This window comes from Streptomyces marispadix (assembly GCF_022524345.1).
Classification (GTDB): domain Bacteria; phylum Actinomycetota; class Actinomycetes; order Streptomycetales; family Streptomycetaceae; genus Streptomyces; species Streptomyces marispadix.
Genome location: NZ_JAKWJU010000002.1, coordinates 6,155,750 through 6,173,989 on the forward strand (window position 1 = coordinate 6,155,750; position 18,240 = coordinate 6,173,989).

The 18,240-nt window shown below is 70.9% G+C and carries 15 protein-coding genes and 1 pseudogene; 12 read left to right on the forward strand and 4 right to left on the reverse strand.

Translation table 11 applies throughout. The features are described from left to right. Positions 1-140 precede the first annotated feature (140 nt). Together MMA15_RS25600 and MMA15_RS25605 are read left to right on the forward strand one after the other, a co-directional pair. Complete coding sequence (locus MMA15_RS25600) at positions 141-1,226, forward strand: ATP-dependent DNA ligase (RefSeq protein ID WP_241062525.1); 1,086 nt, start codon at positions 141-143, stop codon at positions 1,224-1,226. Positions 1,227-1,420: 194 nt separating this feature from the next. Further along, positions 1,421-1,996 carry a DoxX family protein gene (locus MMA15_RS25605; protein ID WP_241063492.1) on the forward strand — a complete coding sequence of 192 codons (576 nt, stop codon included), beginning with the start codon at positions 1,421-1,423 and terminating at the stop codon, positions 1,994-1,996. Positions 1,997-2,095: 99 nt separating this feature from the next. Here the strand turns inward: MMA15_RS25605 and trxA are convergent, their stop codons facing one another. After that, positions 2,096-2,488 (reverse strand): thioredoxin, encoded by a 393-nt coding sequence (gene trxA, locus MMA15_RS25610; protein WP_241062526.1) that lies wholly within the window; start codon positions 2,486-2,488, stop codon positions 2,096-2,098. 387 nt (positions 2,489-2,875) lie between these two features. Between trxA and MMA15_RS25615 the strand changes: the two genes are divergently transcribed. The 3 genes from MMA15_RS25615 to MMA15_RS25625 all read left to right on the forward strand — a co-directional run bounded on the left by MMA15_RS25615 (position 2,876) and on the right by MMA15_RS25625 (position 6,997). After that, complete coding sequence (locus tag MMA15_RS25615) at positions 2,876-3,394, forward strand: lytic polysaccharide monooxygenase auxiliary activity family 9 protein (protein ID WP_241062527.1); 519 nt, start codon at positions 2,876-2,878, stop codon at positions 3,392-3,394. A 251-nt stretch (positions 3,395-3,645) separates the two neighbouring features. After that, entirely contained in the window at positions 3,646-4,719 is a 1,074-nt protein-coding gene (locus MMA15_RS25620; RefSeq protein WP_241063494.1) for an LLM class flavin-dependent oxidoreductase, read from the forward strand. Positions 4,720-4,846: 127 nt separating this feature from the next. Then, positions 4,847-6,997 (forward strand): neutral/alkaline non-lysosomal ceramidase N-terminal domain-containing protein, encoded by a 2,151-nt coding sequence (locus MMA15_RS25625; protein WP_308290589.1) that lies wholly within the window; start codon positions 4,847-4,849, stop codon positions 6,995-6,997. Positions 6,998-7,039: 42 nt separating this feature from the next. Here MMA15_RS25625 and MMA15_RS25630 read toward each other — a convergent pair whose 3' ends face one another. Then, positions 7,040-8,344, reverse strand: coding sequence for a S1 family peptidase (locus MMA15_RS25630; protein ID WP_241062528.1), 1,305 nt, complete (start codon positions 8,342-8,344; stop codon positions 7,040-7,042). A 372-nt stretch (positions 8,345-8,716) separates the two neighbouring features. On the opposite strand from MMA15_RS25630, the gene MMA15_RS25635 reads away from it, so the two are divergent. Beyond that, entirely contained in the window at positions 8,717-9,301 is a 585-nt protein-coding gene (locus tag MMA15_RS25635; RefSeq protein WP_241062529.1) for an LAETG motif-containing sortase-dependent surface protein, read from the forward strand. Positions 9,302-9,495: 194 nt separating this feature from the next. Here MMA15_RS25635 and MMA15_RS25640 read toward each other — a convergent pair. After that, positions 9,496-10,730: pseudogene (locus MMA15_RS25640) on the reverse strand (acetyl-CoA C-acetyltransferase). 118 nt (positions 10,731-10,848) lie between these two features. Next, positions 10,849-11,748 carry a LysR family transcriptional regulator gene (locus tag MMA15_RS25645; protein ID WP_241062530.1) on the reverse strand — a complete coding sequence of 300 codons (900 nt, stop codon included), beginning with the start codon at positions 11,746-11,748 and terminating at the stop codon, positions 10,849-10,851. A 351-nt stretch (positions 11,749-12,099) separates the two neighbouring features. Between MMA15_RS25645 and MMA15_RS25650 the strand changes: the two genes are divergently transcribed. The 6 genes from MMA15_RS25650 (at position 12,100) to MMA15_RS25675 (ending at position 18,215) form a co-directional block, all read left to right on the forward strand. After that, positions 12,100-13,017 carry a CoA transferase subunit A gene (locus MMA15_RS25650; protein WP_241063497.1) on the forward strand — a complete coding sequence of 306 codons (918 nt, stop codon included), beginning with the start codon at positions 12,100-12,102 and terminating at the stop codon, positions 13,015-13,017. A 121-nt stretch (positions 13,018-13,138) separates the two neighbouring features. After that, a complete protein-coding gene (locus tag MMA15_RS25655; protein WP_241062531.1) occupies positions 13,139-13,909 on the forward strand; it encodes a CoA-transferase subunit beta in 771 nt (256 codons plus the stop codon). Between the two features lie 94 nt (positions 13,910-14,003). After that, complete coding sequence (locus MMA15_RS25660) at positions 14,004-15,659, forward strand: 3-hydroxyacyl-CoA dehydrogenase NAD-binding domain-containing protein (RefSeq protein WP_241062532.1); 1,656 nt, start codon at positions 14,004-14,006, stop codon at positions 15,657-15,659. Beyond that, positions 15,656-16,822, forward strand: coding sequence for an acyl-CoA dehydrogenase family protein (locus tag MMA15_RS25665; RefSeq protein ID WP_241062533.1), 1,167 nt, complete (start codon positions 15,656-15,658; stop codon positions 16,820-16,822). The genes MMA15_RS25660 and MMA15_RS25665 overlap by 4 nt, the downstream gene beginning before the upstream one ends. Positions 16,823-16,926: 104 nt before the next feature. Then, positions 16,927-17,730: an SAM-dependent methyltransferase gene (locus MMA15_RS25670; protein ID WP_241062534.1), complete on the forward strand. Its 804-nt coding sequence runs from the start codon at positions 16,927-16,929 to the stop codon at positions 17,728-17,730. A 104-nt stretch (positions 17,731-17,834) separates the two neighbouring features. Further along, entirely contained in the window at positions 17,835-18,215 is a 381-nt protein-coding gene (locus tag MMA15_RS25675) for a hypothetical protein (protein WP_241062535.1), read from the forward strand. The last annotated feature ends 25 nt before the right edge of the window (positions 18,216-18,240 follow it).

Genomic DNA, 18,240 nt, shown 5'->3' on the forward strand with positions numbered 1-18,240 from the left:
CCCCGGGCCCGGCTGCCCGCGGATTTCCGGGCCCGAGGGGGCCGCGGGGGCGCAGGTCCAGCGCGCGGGGGACGGTGCGCCGCCCTCGGGCAGCCCCCGGAGAACAGGCGCCCCCGCCCGCGCACGAATAGAGTTCCGGCATGGACCTGCCGGTGATGCCGCCCGTCAAGCCGATGCTCGCCAAGCTGGCGTCGAAGATCCCGTCGGGCATGCACTACGAGGCCAAGTGGGACGGCTTCCGCGCCATCGTCTTCCGCGACGGCGACGAGACCGAGATCGGCAGCCGCACCGGCAAGTCCCTCAAGCGCTACTTCCCCGAGCTGGTCACGGCGCTGCTCGCCAACCTTCCGCCCCGCTGCGTCCTCGACGGCGAGATCGTCCTCGCGAGGGACGACCGGCTCGACTTCGACGCCCTCCAGCAGCGCATCCACCCCGCCGACTCACGCGTGAGGATGCTCGCGGAGGCCACCCCCGCGTCCTTCGTCGCCTTCGACGTACTGGCACTCGGGGACGACTCGCTCATGGAGACGCCGCTGGAGGAGCGCCGCAGAGTCCTCGAACGGGCGCTGCGCCCCGCCCGCGACCCGGTCTTCGTGGCGCCCGCGACGACGGACATCGACCTGGCCAGGCAGTGGTTCGACGAGTTCGAGGGCGCCGGGCTCGACGGACTCGTCGCCAAGGCCCCGAACCTGCCGTACCGCCCCGACGAACGGCTCATGGTCAAGATCAAGCACGAGCGCACCGCGGACTGCGTGCTCGCCGGGCTGCGCCCGCACAAGAGCGGCGAGGGAGTCGGCTCGCTGCTGCTCGGCCTCTACGACGGCTCCGGCACGCTCCAGCACGTGGGGGTGTGCGCGGCGTTCACCATGAGCCGCCGCCGCGAGCTGATGACCGAGCTCGAGCCGCTGCGCATGCCCGACCCCGGGGAGCATCCGTGGGCGCGCTGGCAGAGCGAGGAGGCCCATACGCAAAGCCGTATGCCAGGGGCGCCGAGCCGCTGGAGCGGCACCAAGGACCTGTCGTGGGTGCCGCTGCGCCCGGAACGCGTCTGCGAGGTCGCCTACGACCACATGGAGGGCGACCGCTTCCGGCACACCACCCGGTTCCGCCGCTGGCGTACCGACCGCGACCCCCTCGGCTGCACCTACGCCCAGCTCGAAGAGCCCGTCAGCTACGACCTGTCCCGCATGCTCACCGAGTCCCCGGAATCCCCCGAAGCCCTCTAGCCCCCGCGCGGCTCACGGGCCCCTCGGCGCAGCACACCGAGCCGAGTTCGCCGAGCCCCGCCTGACGAGCCACCACCCCGACGAGTCCCGTCCCGACGAGACCCCCAGTTCACCGAGCCCCAGTCTCTCCCCGAGTCCCCTGAGCACCCCGACTCCTGAGAACCCTGATTGAGCACGTGAGAAGGGACGACGTCATGGGCCACACGCTGCTCTGCGGCAGAAGCCACCGCCGCGGCCGAAGCACCCACAGCATCCGACAGGACATCGGACTACTCGCACTGCGCCTCGGTACCGGAGGCGTGCTCTTCGCACACGGCACGCAGAAACTCTTCGGCTGGTTCGGCGGCTACGGCCTCGAAGGGACCGGCAAGGCCATGGAACAGCTCGGCTTCCGCCCGGGACGGCGGATGGCACTCGCCTCGGGCCTCGGCGAAGCCGGCGGCGGAACGCTGCTCGCCCTCGGCCTGGCGACGCCGGGAGCCGGTGCCGCCGTGGCCGCGGCGATGGCGGGCGCCGCCTCGGTCCATCGACCGGCCGGGTTCTTCAACGACAAGGGAGGGCTGGAGTTTCCGGCCTACCTCGGCCTCGCCGGTACGGCGCTCGCCGTCGCGGGGCCGGGCGCCCTGTCGCTCGACCGTCTGCTGGGCCACCGGATCGACCGGCCCTGGATGCCGGCCGTGACCTTCGCCGCCGCGGCGGCCGGGGCGACGCTGGTGATCACCCGGCGCCGCAGGGTCCTGCGTGAGGAGCAGGAGGGCTCCCAGCAGTAGTGAGAACGCCCCGGCTCCCGGCCCCCCGCCGAGGTTCTCGGCCCCGGCTCCCGGCTCCCGGAACCCCCGGGTCCGCCGTCCCGTGCCGCCCTGCCGGGCCTACTGGCCCGACGGCTCCCCCTGGCCGGGCTGTTCCTCCGAAGCCGCCGCGGACTGGCGTACCTCCTCCATGTCCAGGTCGCGTGCCTGCCCGATCAGATCCTCCAGTACGGGCTCGGGCAGCGCGCCCGGCTGGGAGAAGACGACGATGCGGTCCCTGACGATCGTCAGCGTGGGGATCGACTGGACCTCGAAGGCCGCTGCCAGCTCCTGCTCCGCCTCGGTGTCCACCTTGGCGAACGTCAGGTCGGAGTGGCGCTCGGCAGCCGCTTCGTAGACCGGTGCGAACTGCCGGCACGGACCGCACCAGTCCGCCCAGAAGTCGATCAGTACGAAGCCGTCGTCGGCCACGACCTCGTCGAAGTTGTCCTTGGTGAGCTCCGTGGTGCTCATGTGCTCTCCTGCTGTCGAGGACGGTGTCGGACCGTGAGGGCCGCTCGGCCCCACGGGTGACGCCGGGAATCCCGGATCGCGTTCCCACCCTCGCACGCGGCGTAAACCGCTCGTACGGGCCCGGTGTCCGGAAAGCGCTGTCATCGATCGCTCCCGGCATCTTGACCGCGAGCAGACAATCAGTAAGGTCTAGACTAATGGCGAGCGTGAACGGGTCCCCCAGCTCGAAGCCGTCAGAGACTCCCCACGGCTGAACTCGCCGCTGGCGGGCGTGCCTTCACATCGCCTCCGCGTTTCAACGAGGCCGTCGTCGATGGTGTGCGGCACCCGTGTGCCCTCCTCCTCCTCGCCGCTCGCTGCGGCGGCCGGAACCGTGAAGGAGTTGGCATGCACTTCAAGCGAAAGCTCGCGGCGAGCCTCGGGGCGGGGATCGCTCCGCTTCTCGTGCTGACGCTGCCGGCCGCCCCGGCGAGTGCGCACGGGTACGTCGACTCGCCGCCCAGCAGGCAGGCGCAGTGTGCGGCGGGCACCGTCGAGTGCGGAGACATCAAGTACGAGCCGCAGAGCGTCGAGGGCCCGAAGGGGCTGACGAGTTGCAGCGGCGGCAACGAGAAGTTCTCCGAGCTGGACGACGACGGCAAGGGCTGGGCCGTCACGCCCGTCGGCAAGTCCACGGAGTTCAAGTGGCGTCTGACGGCGCGGCATTCGACGAGCACATGGCAGTACTTCGTCGGCGGATCGAAGATCGCGGAGTTCGACGACGGTGGCGCGCAGCCCGGTGAGACCGTCACGCACAACGTGGACTTCGGCGGCCTGAGCGGCAAGCAGAAGGTGCTCGCCGTGTGGAACATCGCCGACACCGCCAACGCGTTCTACGCCTGCATCGACGTGAACGTCGGCGGCTGACGTACTCCGGGGTCCTGCGGCCCTGAAGTGGGTCCCGCTGATCCCCTCTTCCCCGGTGGCGCCGCCCGGAGGTCACCTCCGGGCGGCGCCACCGTGCCGTGTGCCCGGTGGCGTACCCCCGTGACCTGGTCTCTCGCCTCCGCCGCCGCTCCGCGTGACCATGGAGGGCGACGGCATGGGAGACTGCCGCGGGTCGTAGTTCAACAATGAACTACCAAGCGCATGCCGGAGCGCACGAGAGGGTGAGAGCGGTGCAGTTCGGGATCTTCACCGTCGGGGACGTCACGACGGACCCCACCGACGGCAGCACGCCGAGCGAGCACGAGCGGATCAAGTCGATGGTCGCCATCGCACTGAAGGCCGAGGAGGTGGGACTCGACGTCTTCGCCACCGGCGAGCACCACAACCCGCCGTTCGTGCCGTCGTCGCCGACGACCATGCTCGGTCACATCGCCGCGCGCACCGAACGCCTCATCCTCTCCACCTCGACGACGCTGATCACCACGAACGACCCGGTGAAGATCGCCGAGGACTACGCGATGCTCCAGCATCTGGCCGACGGCCGCGTCGACTTGATGATGGGACGGGGCAACACCCCGCCCGTCTACCCCTGGTTCGGCCAGGACATCCGCCAGGGCATCCCGCTCGCCATCGAGAACTACGCGCTGCTGCACGAGCTCTGGCGCAAGGATGTGGTCGACTGGGAGGGCCGCTTCCGCACCCCGCTGGAGGGCTTCACCTCGACTCCCCGGCCGCTGGACGGAGTTCCGCCGTTCGTCTGGCACGGCTCCATCCGCAGCCCCGAGATCGCCGAGCAGGCCGCGTACTACGGCGACGGCTTCTTCGCGAACCACATCTTCTGGCCCAAGGAGCACTTCATGCAGCTCATCGGGCTCTACCGCGAACGCTTCGCCCACCACGGGCACGGCACCCCGGAGCAGGCGATCGTCGGGCTCGGCGGCCAGGTCTTCATGCGGCGCAACTCCCAGGACGCCGTACGGGAGTTCAGGCCGTACTTCGACAACGCTCCCGTCTACGGGCACGGGCCCACGCTGGAGGAGTTCACCGAGCAGACGCCGCTGACGGTGGGCAGCCCGCAGGAGGTCGTCGACAAGACCCTCACCTTCCGCGAGCACTTCGGCGACTATCAGCGGCAGCTCTTCCTGATGGACCACGCGGGGCTGCCGCTGAAGACCGTGCTGGAGCAGCTCGACATGCTGGGCGAAGAGGTGGTGCCCGTGCTGCGCAAGGAGTTCGAAGCGCGGCGCGCCCCCGGAGTGCCCGACGCGCCCACGCACGCGTCGCTGCTCGCGCAGCGCGGCTGAGTCCCAACGCGGCCGAGGCGCCCGCGAATTGGTTCCGACCAATCCGCGCACGCGCATTGTGAGCCCGGTCACGGAGTGACATCCTCGATGGGCATTACCGGGAAGTAGCCCTACCGAGGAGCACCCGTTGAGCACCCACCCCCACAATTCCCCGTCCGCCGCCGCCACTTCGGAGGAGGACGCACCCGCTCCGGCAACCCCCACATCCGCCGGGCGGGGCCCGAACAGCAGCAGACGCACCGTACTTCGCGCGGGCGCAGCCCTGACGGGCCTCGGCCTGGCAGGCGTCACCCCCAGCGCGCAGGCCGCACAGGCCGGGCGGCCCGCACCCGCCGCCGCGGACAGCGGCTACCTCGTCGGCCGCGGCATCTCCGACACCACCGGCGAGATCGCCGAGGTCGGCATGATGGGCTACGGCCGCGTCGACCAGCAGGCGCAGGGGCTCCATACCCGCCTGCGCGCAAGGGCGTTCGTCTTCGCCGACCGGGAGACGGACGAGCGCGTACTGCTCGTCGTCGTCGACACCGCCATGATCTTCGAGAGCGTGCACCAGGCCGTGCTCAAGCGGCTCGGCGAGAAGTACGGCGACCTCTACACGCATCGCAACGTGATGATCGCCGCCACCCACACCCACTGCGGGCCCGGCGGCTCCTCGCACCATCTGCTCTACGACCTCACCACGCTGGGATTCCACGAGAAGACCTTCCAGGCGATGACGGACGGCGTCGTCGAGGCGGCGACCCGCGCGCACGAGGACCTCGCGCCCTCCGAACTCACCCTCACCCACGCCGAGTTGAGCGGCACCAGCGCCAACAGGTCCCGCGAGGCGTTCGAGCGCAACCCTTCGGAGCTTCGTTCACACTTCCCCGAGGCGATCGACCCGCAGAGCACGCTGCTGCGCATCGAACGCGACGGGCGCGCGGCCGGAGCCGTCAACTGGTTCGCCGTGCACGGCACCAGCATGTCCGGCGAGAACAAGCTCATCAGCGCCGACAACAAGGGCTACGCCGCCTACCACTGGGAGCGCGAGGTACACGGCGAGGACTATCTCGCCGACGCCGCACCGGACTTCGTCTCCGCCTTCGCACAGACCAACGCCGGTGACATGTCGCCGAACCTGGATCTGAAACCGCCGACGACGCCCGCCGACTTCGACAGCACCCGCAAGTGCGGCCTGCGCCAGTACGAGTCCGCCGCCGCTCAACTCGACCGGCGGGGCACGAAGATGAGCGGCGGCGTCGACTCCCGCCTCGTCTACATCGACCTCTCCGACGTGACCGTGGAGGCGAAGTACACCGGCGACGGCAAGCAGCACAAGACGTCCAAGCCCGCCATCGGGGCGTCGATGGCCGCGGGAAGCCTGGAGGACGGGCCCGCCTTCCCCGGCTTCGACGAGGGCGAGAACCCCCTGTGGGACAAGATCTCCGACTCCGTCATCTACGAGGCGTCTCCCGAACTGCGCGAGGCGCAGGCGCCGAAGGGCATCTTCGCGCCCGTGGGCGCGATGAACGCGATCTACCCCTGGGTCCAGGAACAGGTGCCCGTACAGCTGCTGCGCATCGGGCAGTTGTATCTGATCGGCGTGCCCGGCGAGGTGACGGTGTGCGCGGGTCTGCGGCTGCGCCGCACGGTCGCCGAGACGGTCGGCGCGGACGTGCGGGACGTACTCGTCGCCGGCTACGCCAACTCCTACTTCCACTACCTCACGACGCCCGACGAGTACGACTCGCAGCAGTACGAGGGCGGAAGCACCCTCTTCGGACGCTGGCAGCTCCCCGCGATCCAGCAGACCGCGGACCGGCTCGCACGCGCCATGCGGGACGGGGAGAGCCTGCCCATCGGGCCCGTCGCCCCCGACATCTCCGGAAAGACGATCTCGTTGCAGCCGCCGATCGTGCTCGACGCGCCGCCCATCTCCCACGAGTTCGGGGACGTGCTCACCGCTCCGCGCGCCAACTACCGTACGGGCGAGCGGGTCACGGTGGTCTTCGCCGGGGCCCACCCGGGCAACGTGCTTCACAGGGGCGGGACCTATCTGCGTGTCGAGCAGCGCAAGGACGGCGAATGGCGCACCGTCGCGGACGACGGCGACTGGTCGACGACCTTCCGCTGGGAGCGGTACGGCGTCGCCGCCTCGAAGGTGACGGTCACCTGGGACATCCCCGAGGGGACGGCCTCCGGCGAGTACCGGATCGCCTACGAAGGGGACGCCAAACCGGTCGCGGGCGCCCCGAAGGCCATCTCCGGCACCAGCTCCGGTTTCACCGTGAGCAGTTGACGGTACGGCCTCCGGGACGCCCGAGGGACGGCCGGACGGCGGTTACGGGAGCTGCTGCTGCTCCTGCTGCTGTCCGGCCTCCCCGGCGCCGCCTTCGCCGATCGTCGCGCCGGTGGCCTCCAGCGCCGCGGTGACCGGCTGGAAGAAGGTCTCGCCGCCCTGCGTGCAGTCGCCGCTGCCGCCGGAGGTCAGACCCACGGCCTTGTCCTCGGAGAACATCGCGCCGCCGCTGTCGCCCGGCTCCGCGCAGACGTTCGTCTGGATCATGCCGTTGACGACGTCGCCGCCGCCGTAGTTGACCGTGGCGTCGAGGCCGGTGACCTCGCCGTCGGTCACGCCCGTGGTGCTGCCACTGCGCTGCACCTGCATGCCCACGGCGGCCTCGGCCGCGCCGGTGATCTCCTGCGTTCCGCCCTGGCCCTGGCCGAGCGGGTCGAGGTTGACGGCGCTGGTCGCCTCGGCCTGCGCGTCGTCGAGCGTGGCGATCGCGAAGTCGGTCTCGGGGAACTTGGAGTCCTGGATGGTGCCGAGCGCCTGCGCGCCGGCCTCGTCGGACGTCCAGTTCTTCGCCTCGTTGCCGCAGTGACCGGCCGTAAGGAAGCCGGGTGCACCGTCGACCTGGACGTTGAAGCCGAGCGAACAGCGCACGCCTCCGGCGAAGATGGCGTCGCCGCCGAGCACGCCGTCAGCGGCGGCCTGGTCGCCCGCACCCGCGTCGTTGCCCGCGTCCTGGTCGCCCTGACCCGCCGCGGCACCCGCACCCTGGTCGTCCTGGCCCTGCTGGCCCTGCTGGCCCTGGCCGTTCTGGCCCGCGCCGCCGGCGCCGTGGAACCTCTTGAACTCGCCGCCGGAACGCTTGACGGTCATCATGCCGTCCATGCTGGCGGCGGTCTTGTTCAGCGAGGCCCACTCGCCACTGTCGACGGTGCTGTCGGCCAGCACGGACACCTTGTTCGTGCGGGGGTCGACGGACCAGGCCGTGCCCTTCATCGAAGCGCCGTTCGCCAGGGTGTCGCTGACCTTCTTCAGCTCGGCCTTCGAGTTCTGGACGATTCTGGCCTGCGCGCCGCTCTGTTCGACGCGTTGCGCGGTCTCCTCGTCGAGCACGTTCATCACCAGCCGCTTGGCCTTGCTGTCGATGAACCAGCCCGCCGTACGCGAACCGTTCTCGTCGGCCAGCTTCGTCCCCATCGCGGCGGCGGCCTTCGCGCTCATGGTGCGCGGCCCCTGCTGCTCCTGCTGTCCCGCGTTCGCATACGGCAGCATGATGGCCGCTGTCGCCAGTGCCGCAACGCCCGAGCCGGCTATGACATACGCCCGCTTGCTGTCCTTGCGTCGATGGCTCAACTCACTGACCTCCCTGGGTGTGGACCGGCGCCTCGTTGCCGGCTCGGCGCAGTGGCACGCCATGGTTTCTCCACAGGTACTCCCTCGGCCCGTTTCGTAGTTGAGACCACTCAATGTGCGTGAGTTTCCACCGCCGATGACCGGAAGGCGGTAGGGTCGGCGGGTTCCGCGGGAACGGGCGGGCAGCCACCGGACCGCACGGGGGAGCGCGCACAGCGCGCCGCATCACACGCCACCACGCCTGAACTGCTCCTTCTCCAGGGCCTGTCGGTCCGTCAGGGGGCGGGCGCGACCAGTGATGTACCGGGGAGTACCGTGCTGTCCTCGCACGACCATCCGCTCTGCACCACTTCTTCACCTCAGAGGGAGACCATGACAGCTATACGCCAGAGATGGCACCGCTCCGCCGCCGTCGCCACCGGTGCTGCCGCTCTCGTCGGCACGGGGATGTTCGTCGCCTCGCCGGCCTCGGCCCACGTGCCCGGCTGGAAGGTGGACTGCTACTCGACGAGCATCCACCTGGAGAACTACAGCGAACAGGGCAACACCATCAAGATCACCGCGGGTGACAAGACCCTGGTGGACGAGAAGTTCGGCCGGACCTTCGACAAGAAGGTCGACCTGCCGAAGCACACCTCCCCGCTGGAGGTGCGCCTGGTGATCGACGCCGTCGACGACGACAAGTTCGACGTCAACGAGACCAAGATGTCGCCGGTGTGCGAGGAGTCCCCGTCGCCGAGCGAGCCTGCTCCCTCGCCCAGCGAGTCCAGCAGCGAGGCCCCGGCCCCGGCGCCGTCCGAGAAGCCCAGCACCGCTCCCAACGGCGGAGGCGACGACCTCGCCGAGACCGGTGCCTCCAGCGCCACCCCGATGATCGCCGGTGCGGCCGGTGTCGTCCTGGTCGCGGGTGCCGGCCTGGTCGTCGTGGCGCGCAAGCGCCGCTCCGCGCAGGACTGAGCCCGCCCCGAGCGCGCTCCGCGAACACAGCACGCCGGGGGCCCGGCAGCGAACTCGACGCTGCCGGGCCCTTGTTGTGTGTACGGACGCCGGGTGCGTACGGACGCCGGGTGCGTACGGGCGCCGTTTCGTACGCGTGCCGGGTGCGTACGGGCCGGGTCGGCGAGGCCCGCGTCCGCACCGGCCGCTGGTTCCTATGCGACGCGCTCGAAGACCGCCGCGAGGCCCTGCCCGCCGCCGATGCACATCGTCTCCAGCCCGTAACGCGCCTGTGTGCGCCGCATGTGGTGCGCCAGCGTCGTCAGGATGCGGGCACCGGTCGCGCCCACCGGGTGACCCAGCGAGATGCCGGAGCCGCAGACGTTGACGCGCTGCTCGTGATCCTTCTCCGTCCAGCCCAACTCACGGGTGCAGGCGAGGACTTGCGCCGCGAACGCCTCGTTGAGCTCGATCAGGTCCAGATCGGACTCCGACAGCCCCGCACGCTCCAGCGCCGTACGGGTCGCGCCGACCGGGCCCAGGCCCATGGTCTTCGCCGGTACGCCCGCACGCGCGAAGGAGACCAGCCTCACCAGCGGTGCCGCACCGAGGCGTTCGGCGGTGGCCGCGGTGGTGACCAGACAGGCCGCGGCGGCGTCGTTCTGGCCGCTGGCGTTGCCCGCCGTGACCGTTGCCTCCGGGTCCGACCTGCCCAGCACAGGGCGCAGCGCGGCCAGTTGCTCCGCCGTGGTGTCCGGCCGCGGGTGCTCGTCCACGGAGACGGTCGTATCGCCCTTGCGGCCCGGCACCGTCACGGGCACGATCTCCTCCGCGAACCAGCCCGACTCCGTCGCACGGGCCGCGCGCTGCTGCGAGCGCAGCGCCAGCGCGTCCTGGTCGGCGCGGGAGACGCCGTACTCGCGGCGCAGGTTCTCCGCCGTCTCGATCATGCCGCCCGGTACGGGGTGGTGCTCGCCGCCCGCCGTGACGCGGCCGCGAGCGAGGGCGTCGTGGAGCTGGAGGCCGGGGCCCTTGATGCCCCAGCGTCCCTCGTGCGTGTAGTAAGGGGCCGCGCTCATCACATCGACGCCGCCCGCGATCACGACGTCGCTGAAACCGGCGCGTATCTGCATCGCCGCGTCCAGCACCGCCTGAAGCCCGGAGCCGCAGCGCCGGTCGGTCTGGAGGCCCGTCACCGTCTCCGGAAGTCCCGCGTCCAGGGCCGCCACGCGTCCGATCGCCGGCGCCTCCGCGCTGGGGTAGGCGTGCCCGAGGATCACCTCGTCGACCTGTGCCCCGTCGATGCCGCTGCGTGCGACGACCTCGGAGATGACGAGCGACGCGAGCTCGGCGGCCGGCGGCCCGCGAGGGCGCCGCCGAAGCGCCCGATCGGCGTGCGCAGCGGACAGCAGACGACGACGTCGCTCGGGGACGGCGAAGGGGCGGTCATGGGAAGGGCCTTCCTGGCTGGGCTCGTTGGACTGCTGCTGGGTGGTCGGGACGACCCTTCCACCCCGTACTTTTCCGGTCCAATATCCGATTCGCCTCGCACTGATACGCGGCGGCACTCAATCCGCGCCGGGCGGCGGCAGCGCCTCCGCCGCGACCTCCAGAACGCTGCGCAGCGCCGCCGACGGGTTGTCCGTACGCCACGCGAGCGCCGCCTGAAGCACCACGGGCGGCCCGGCGAGCGGCCGGTAGACCAGCCCGGTCTGCTGGATGTGCATGCAGGAGGTGAGGGTGAGGGTCACCCCGACGCCCATCGCCACCAGCGCCAGGATCGTGTACGAGTCCGGCGCCTCCTGCACGATCCTCGGGTGGTAGCCCGCCCGTTCACAGGTCGCCAGGGTCACGTCGCGCAGGCTGGAGCCCGTACGCGCGGGGAAGCTGACGAACGGCTCCTCCGCCAGGTCGCGCACGTCGATCCGTTCGTCACGGGCCAGCCGGTGGTCCGAGGGCAGCACGCACACCAACTCCTCCTCGGCGATCACGCGGTGCTCGACGCCCGGGAGATCCGCGGGCAGCCGTACGAAGCCGAGGTCGAGCGAGCCGTCGGCGACCCGTGCCAGGGCGCGGTTGGCGTAGGTCTGGCCGAGCATCACCAGCTCGATGCCGGGGTGTTCGGCCCGTACGGCGCGGGCCAGGCGAGGCAGCGTCGCATGGCTGGAGGCTCCCGCGAAGCCGACGCTGACCCTTCCGTACTCGCCGCGTCCTGCGGCCTTGGCGACGCGCGTCGCGATGTCGAGGTCCTCGAGAACGGTGCGTACGGGCTTGAGGAACGCCTCACCGGCGCTGGTCAGCCGTACCGAGCGTGTGCTGCGCTCGAAGAGCTGCACGCCGAGCTCCTTCTCCAACTGGCGGATCTGCTGGCTCAGCGGCGGCTGTGCCATCTGGAGCCGCTTGGCGGCGCGGCCGAAGTGCAGCTCCTCGGCGACGGCGACGAAGGAGGAGAGATAGCGCAGTTCCACGTCGCGCCCTTTCGTACGGCTCGGTTCGCACGGCTCGACCACCTGGCGGCCCGAGGGCGGGACGGACCCGGGCGCAGGACGGCCACGGTGCAGGGACCGGCCCGGCACATATCATTCACACGTCTCAAACTGACCTTAATTCGGTATTGGACGCCAATCAATGGCGGTGGGAGCGTGGTCCCGGACCGTTGCCACGGGCCCTGCCGAGACGAGCGGCCGGGCACGCGAGCCGCGCGACGAGCCGCACCGAGGAGCTGAGGAGCTGGCCAGATGGCCGTGGAGACCGCGACCGGCACCACGCACACGAGCGAAGCGACACACACGACCCGCACCACGCCCGCCGACAAGACGATGACGATGCGCGACGCCGTCGCCGCATACGTCCACGACGGGGACACCGTCTCCCTTGAGGGCTTCACGCACCTCATACCGACCGCCGCCGGGCACGAGATCATCCGCCAGGGCCGCAAGGACCTGACCGTGATCCGCATGACCGCCGACATCGTCGTCGACCAGATGCTCGCGGCGGGCTGCGTCTCCCGGCTGGTCTCCTCCTTCGTCGGCAACTCCTCCGCCGGATCGCTCGGCGAGCTGCGCCGCCGCGTCGAGCACGACGACCCTGAGCCGCTCGCCTTCGAGGAATACAGCCACTACGGGATGATCTGCCGCTATATCGCGGGCGCCCAGCGGCTGCCGTTCTATCCGCTGCGGAGCTACGGCGGCAGCGACCTGCCGGGGGTCAACCCCGCACTGCGCAAGGTCACTTCGCCCTACCCCGGTCCCGACGGCGGTCGGGAGGAGATCTATGTGGTGCCGCCCGTCAACCCGGATGTGACGATCGTGCACGCCCAGCGCGCCGACCGTTCGGGCAACACCCAGATCTGGGGCCTCACCGGCGTACAGGCCGAAGCCGTCTACGCCGCACGCAAGGCGGTCGTGGTCGTCGAGGAGGTCGTCGAGGACGAGGTCGTACGCTCCGACCCGAACCGCACCCTGATCCCCGCGCACGCCGTCGACGCCGTAGTGGTGTGCCCGCGCGGCGCGCACCCCTCCTTCGCACAGGGCTACTACGACCGTGACAACGCCTTCTACCGCTCCTGGTCCGCCGTCAGCAAGGACAAGGAGAGGCTGACCGACTGGCTCGCGGAGTGGGTGTACGGCACGAGGGACCACGCCGAGTACGTGGAGAAGCTGGGCGAGGAGTTCTGGCGCGGCCTCGCCGTCGGCGACGCGATGAGCCTCCCGGTCAACTACGGGCGGCGGCTGTGAGCGGAGCCAGCGCGCACGTCTGCCGTCGCGCCCGCCCCCGCCGGCCCCGTGGTCCCGGCAGTCCCTCTCCCGTCCCGCACGTTCCGCACACAGCCGCCGAGAACATGGAAGTGAGCCGCCGATGACCGCCCGGACCGTGACCTCCTCCGAGCTGCTGTCCGTCGTCGCCTCCCGTGAACTGGCGGGCAGGCGCGCCGTGTTCGCGGGCATCGGGCTGCCCACGCTCGCCGCCTCGCTCGCTCATCTCACCGTCGCGCCCGATCTGGAGATCGTCTACGAGTCCGGCGTGTGCGGCGCGCACCCCTCGCATCTGCCGGAGACCATCGCCGACGCGGTGCTCATCACCGGTGCCGAGGCGGTGATCCCGATGCCCACGCTCTTCGGTTCCGTACTTCAGGGCGGCCATATCGACGTCGGCTTCCTGGGGGCCGCGCAGATCGACAAGTGGGGCAATCTCAACTCGTCCGTCATCGGCGACGACTGGCACCACCCGAAGGCGAGGCTGCCGGGATCGGGCGGCGCGAACGAGGTCATGGCGAACGCCGCCGAGGTCTTCGTCGTGATGCGCCGCCACGACCTGCGCTCCTTCACCCAGCAGCTCGACTTCTGCACCTCTCCCGGCCCCGACCGCGCCATCGAGGACGGCATACGGCCGCTGGGAGCCGGGGTCACGCGCGTCATAACGGAGTTGGGGATCCTGGCCCGCGAAGGCGTGGGCGAGGAGCTGAAGCTGGCCGCACTCCACCCGGGCGTGACCGCCGAGGACGTGAAGGCCAACACGGGCTGGGACCTGCGGACCACCGGCGACCTGAGCGTGATCGAGCCGCCCACGGAAGCCGAACTGGCCCTGCTGCGCGAGGATGTGGACCCCGAACGCGTCTACCTGCGCTGACGGCCGTGGCCGCCGGGGGACTCCTCCGGCGGCCCGCGGTCGGGGTGGCATGCGAAGTCCCTGGACCCTCCTTTGAGCCGAGGCTGGAGAAGAGATGCGCATCAGGATCGTCGGTACGGGCGTGATGGGCCGTGGCGTCGCCCAGTGGGCGGCCACCGCCGGGCACACCGTCGAACTCGCCGACGCCCGACAGGAGTCGGTCGGCGAAGCCGTCGCCTTCGTGACGGGCATGCTCGAACGGGCCGTGCGGAAGGGCCGGTTGAGCGAGGACGACGCCGTTGCCGCACGGGAGCGGCTGGTGCCGCTCTCCTCCCCGTTCGCCGCGCCGGAGAGCCCCGGCGACGCCCCCGAGATCGTCGTCGAGGCCGTAAGGGAGGACCTGGAGACGAAGACCGCCGTCTTCACCGAGCTGGAGAAGGCCCTGCCCGGTACGACCGTCTTCGCCACCAACACCTCCTCCCTGTCCGTCACGGAGATCGCCGCACGTCTCGCGGACCCCTCCCGCCTGGCCGGGCTGCACTTCTTCAACCCCGTGCCGCTGATGAAGATCGCGGAGGTGGTGCCCGGAGCGGCGACGCGCACCGGCATCCCGGCCTTCCTCACCGCCTTCGTCGAAGGCTGCGGGCACCGGGCGGTCACCGTGGCCGACACCCCGGGGTTCCTCGTCAACCACGCGGGACGCGGCCTCGTCACCGAGGCGCTGGCGCTGCTGGAGGAGTCCGTCGCCCCGCCAGCCGACCTCGACGCCGTCGCGCGAGACGTACTCGGCCTGCGCATGGGCCCGTTCGAGCTGATGGACCTCACCGGGCTCGACGTCACCGCGTCCGTCATCGAGACCGTATGGCGCGGTTTCCGCCGCTCCGAGCGGCTGCGGCCCTCGTATCTCACCGCGAACCGGGTGACAGCCGGGCTGCACGGCCGTAAGACCGGGCGCGGCTTCTACCCCTACGGCCCCGACGCCCCGGAGGGCGCCGCCGCTCCCGCGCCCACGCCCGCGGGAGGCGACGCCGCCCGCCCGGTGACGGTCGTCGGCGACGGCACGGACGCCGATGCCGTGCGTGCCCTGCTCGGCGACGGCACGGGGACCGGCGCCGAGGGTCCGCTTCCGGACACGGAGGGCGGCTTCGCGGACGCCGACGGCCGACTTCCTCACTCCGGGCCGCTGCTGCTCGTCCCCACCTGGGGCGGCAGCGTCGCCGAGGCGGTCGCCGAGAAGCATCTGCCCGCGGCCCGCACCCTCGGCGTCGACCCGCTCGCCGTCGAATCCGGCCGCAGACATGTGCTGGCCGTGACACCGGCCACCGATCCGGGAGCGGTACGGGACGCCTCAGCCGTCCTCGCCTCCCGCACGGGTGCGCCCGTCACGGTCGTACGGGACACCGCAGGTTCGGTCGCCCAGCGGATGCTCGCCTCGATCGTGTCCGTGGCGGCGTCCATCGCCGAACGGCACATCGCCGCGCCCTCCGACATCGATCTGGCCGTCACCACGGGGCTGGGCTATCCGTACGGTCCGCTGGCCTGGGGCGAACGCGTCGGCGCCGCCCGGATGTTGCGCCTCCAGCGGGCGCTGCTGGCCACGACGGGCGACCCCCGCTACCGGCCCACGCGCTGGGTCACCGAGCGCGCACAGCTAGGGCTGGCGCTGACCGCCCCCGACAATCCGCTCCCCGCAGCAGCAGAGGCAGCCGTAGCCGCAGAGAGCGCCGACGGGCACGGCGGAACCGACCGCGACCAGGAGAACTCCCCATGAGCCTGAGCCACCGGGACTTCGGCCTCAGCGAGACGCAGCGCGACTTCCGCGCCCTGGCGGCGGACTTCGTCGACGCGGAGATCGCACCGCACGCCCGCGAGTGGGACCGTGCCGAACGCGTCGACCCCGGGATCGTCCGGCGCCTCGGTGAAATGGGCTTTCTGGGCCTGACCGTTCCGGAGCGCTACGGCGGCGTCGACGCCGACTTCCTCTCCTACGTACTGGTCACGGAGGAGCTGGGGCGCGGCGACTCGGCGGTGCGCGGCATCGTCTCCGTCTCCCTCGGGCTGGTGACGAAGACGATCGCCGCACACGGCACCGACGCCCAACGCGCCGAGTGGATACCGAGGTTGGTGCGCGGCGACGCTCTGGGCTGCTTCGCGCTGACCGAGCCGGGGACGGGCTCGGACGCCGCCTCGCTCAGCACACGTGCCACACGCGACGGCGGCGACTGGATCATCGACGGCGGCAAGATGTTCATCACCAACGGCACGGTCGCAGACGTGGCGTTGACGTTCGCGCGTACGAGCGAGGACGGCATCACAGCGTTCCTCGTGCCCACCGCCGCACCCGGTCTGACCGCCACCGAGATACACGGCAAGCTGGGCCTTCGCGGCCAGGCCACCGCCGAACTCGCCTTCGAGGGCGTGCGGGTGCCGGACTCCGCCCGGCTCGGCGAGACCGGCCGCGGTCTGGGCATCGCGCTGGGGGCTCTCTCCCGGGGCCGCGTCTCCGTCGCCGCGGGGGCCGTCGGCCTCGCGCAAGGAGCGCTCGACGCGGCGGTCCGATACGCCACGGAGCGCGAGCAGTTCGGCAGGCCGGTCGCCTCCTTCCAGCTCGTACAGGAGCTGCTGGCCGACTCCGAGGTGGACATTCGGGCGGCCCGGCTGCTCACCCGCCAGGTGGCGGGGATGGCCGACGCGGGCGTCTCGCCGAAGGATTACGCCACGGAGGCGTCCGTCGCCAAATACCACGCGAGCGAGACGGCCGTGCGGGTCTCGAACAATTGCCTCCAGACGTTCGGCGGTTACGGCTTCATAGACGAGTACCCCGCCGGCAAATACCTGAGAGACGCACGGGTGCTCACTCTCTACGAGGGCACCAGCCAGGTCCAGAAACTGATCATCGGCCGTGCTCTGACCGGTGTCGACGCGATGACGTGACCAGCGCCGCCGTGCGCTGGGCTTTCCGGCCGGAACGCGCCCTGTTTGAAACAGCCCTCGGTGAGAAGGTGTGTCGTCGGCGACCGCGCGCTTAGGGGAGAGCAGTGACCGCGAACGACGAGATCGACACCGGCAGGCCCCATCCGGCCCGCGTCTACGACTACTGGCTGAACGGCCACAGCCACTACGAGGCCGACGCGGCAGCGGCGGAACGAGTGGTGCAGGTGTGGCCCGGCGTGGTCATGGGCGCCCGGCTCAACCGGGAGTTCATGCACAGGGCGACACGCTGGCTCGTGAGAGAGGCGGGCGTGCGGCAGTTCCTGGACATCGGCACGGGCATCCCGACGGAACCCAACCTCCATCAGGTCGCCCAGGCGATCGCCCCCGAGACCAGGGTCGTCTACGCCGACAACGACCCGATCGTTCTCCACCAGGCGCAGAAGCTGCTGACCGGCTCCCCGGAGGGCCGTACGGCGTATCTGCACGCCGACTTCACCGAGCCGCGGAGCATCCTCGAAGCCCCCGCGCTGCGCGAGACCCTCGACCTGGGGCGTCCCGTGGCGCTCTCGCTGATCGCGCTGCTGCACTTCATCACCGACGAGCGCGGCGCGTACGAGATCGTCCGCACGCTCATGGACGCACTGCCCTCCGGCAGCTTCCTGGTCGTCTCGCACGCCACTGCCGACTTCGACCCGGATCTGCTCACGCGGGTCGCCGAGGCGTACCAGTCGACGGTGGCCGAGGGGCAGATCCGCTCCAGCTCCGAAGTCAACCGGTTCTTCGAGGGGTTGGAGCTCGTCGACCCCGGCGTCGTCGTGGCGCACCGCTGGCGGCCCGACGGCGACGTCCAGCCGGACATCACCGATGCGGAGTTCCCCGTCTACGGCGGGGTCGCACGCAAGCCCTGAGCCCCGCGGCGGCTGCCGGAAACCGGCGGCGCATGCTTCGGCCCACCGGGGGTAACTGCTGGCCAGACGGTACCCAGGCGGCCCCCGGGAGGGTGCGTACGGATGTGGAGGTTCCTCGACGGCAACGCCGCGAAGGCGAAGACGGCGGCGGGCGGGACGAAGCGGACCGGCGACAAGAAGGCGGCGGCGAAGCAGCCTTCGGGCAAGCAGACGGCGGGGAAGAAGCCCGCCGCGAAACCGGCGCCGAAACGGGCGGCGAAGACGGCAGCGAAGAAGTCACCGTCGGGGAAGTCACCGTCGGGGAAGTCACCGTCGGGGAAGACAGCGCGGAAGACGCCGGGCACGAAGTCCAAGGCGGCTCCCAGGACTTCTGCGAAGACGGCTCCCAGGACGGCTGCGAAGAAGTCAGCGGGGAAGTCAGCGGGGAAGAAGCCGACGGGGAACAAGCCTTCGGGGAGGAAGACAGCGGGGAAGTCCGCGGCTGAGGGCCCCACGGGCACCGCCGGGACC

What these genes read in the sequence shown, in the direction of transcription:
- trxA (WP_241062526.1), bottom strand. Translation starts at nt 2,488, where the DNA reads ATGAGCACCACGGAGCTCACCAAGGACAACTTCGACGAGGTCGTGGCC.
- MMA15_RS25650 (WP_241063497.1), top strand. Translation starts at nt 12,100, where the DNA reads ATGACGATGCGCGACGCCGTCGCCGCATACGTCCACGACGGGGACACC.
- MMA15_RS25660 (WP_241062532.1), top strand. Translation starts at nt 14,004, where the DNA reads ATGCGCATCAGGATCGTCGGTACGGGCGTGATGGGCCGTGGCGTCGCC.
- MMA15_RS25605 (WP_241063492.1), top strand. Translation starts at nt 1,421, where the DNA reads ATGGGCCACACGCTGCTCTGCGGCAGAAGCCACCGCCGCGGCCGAAGC.
- MMA15_RS25635 (WP_241062529.1), top strand. Translation starts at nt 8,717, where the DNA reads ATGACAGCTATACGCCAGAGATGGCACCGCTCCGCCGCCGTCGCCACC.
- MMA15_RS25615 (WP_241062527.1), top strand. Translation starts at nt 2,876, where the DNA reads ATGCACTTCAAGCGAAAGCTCGCGGCGAGCCTCGGGGCGGGGATCGCT.
- MMA15_RS25655 (WP_241062531.1), top strand. Translation starts at nt 13,139, where the DNA reads ATGACCGCCCGGACCGTGACCTCCTCCGAGCTGCTGTCCGTCGTCGCC.
- MMA15_RS25665 (WP_241062533.1), top strand. Translation starts at nt 15,656, where the DNA reads ATGAGCCTGAGCCACCGGGACTTCGGCCTCAGCGAGACGCAGCGCGAC.
- MMA15_RS25600 (WP_241062525.1), top strand. Translation starts at nt 141, where the DNA reads ATGGACCTGCCGGTGATGCCGCCCGTCAAGCCGATGCTCGCCAAGCTG.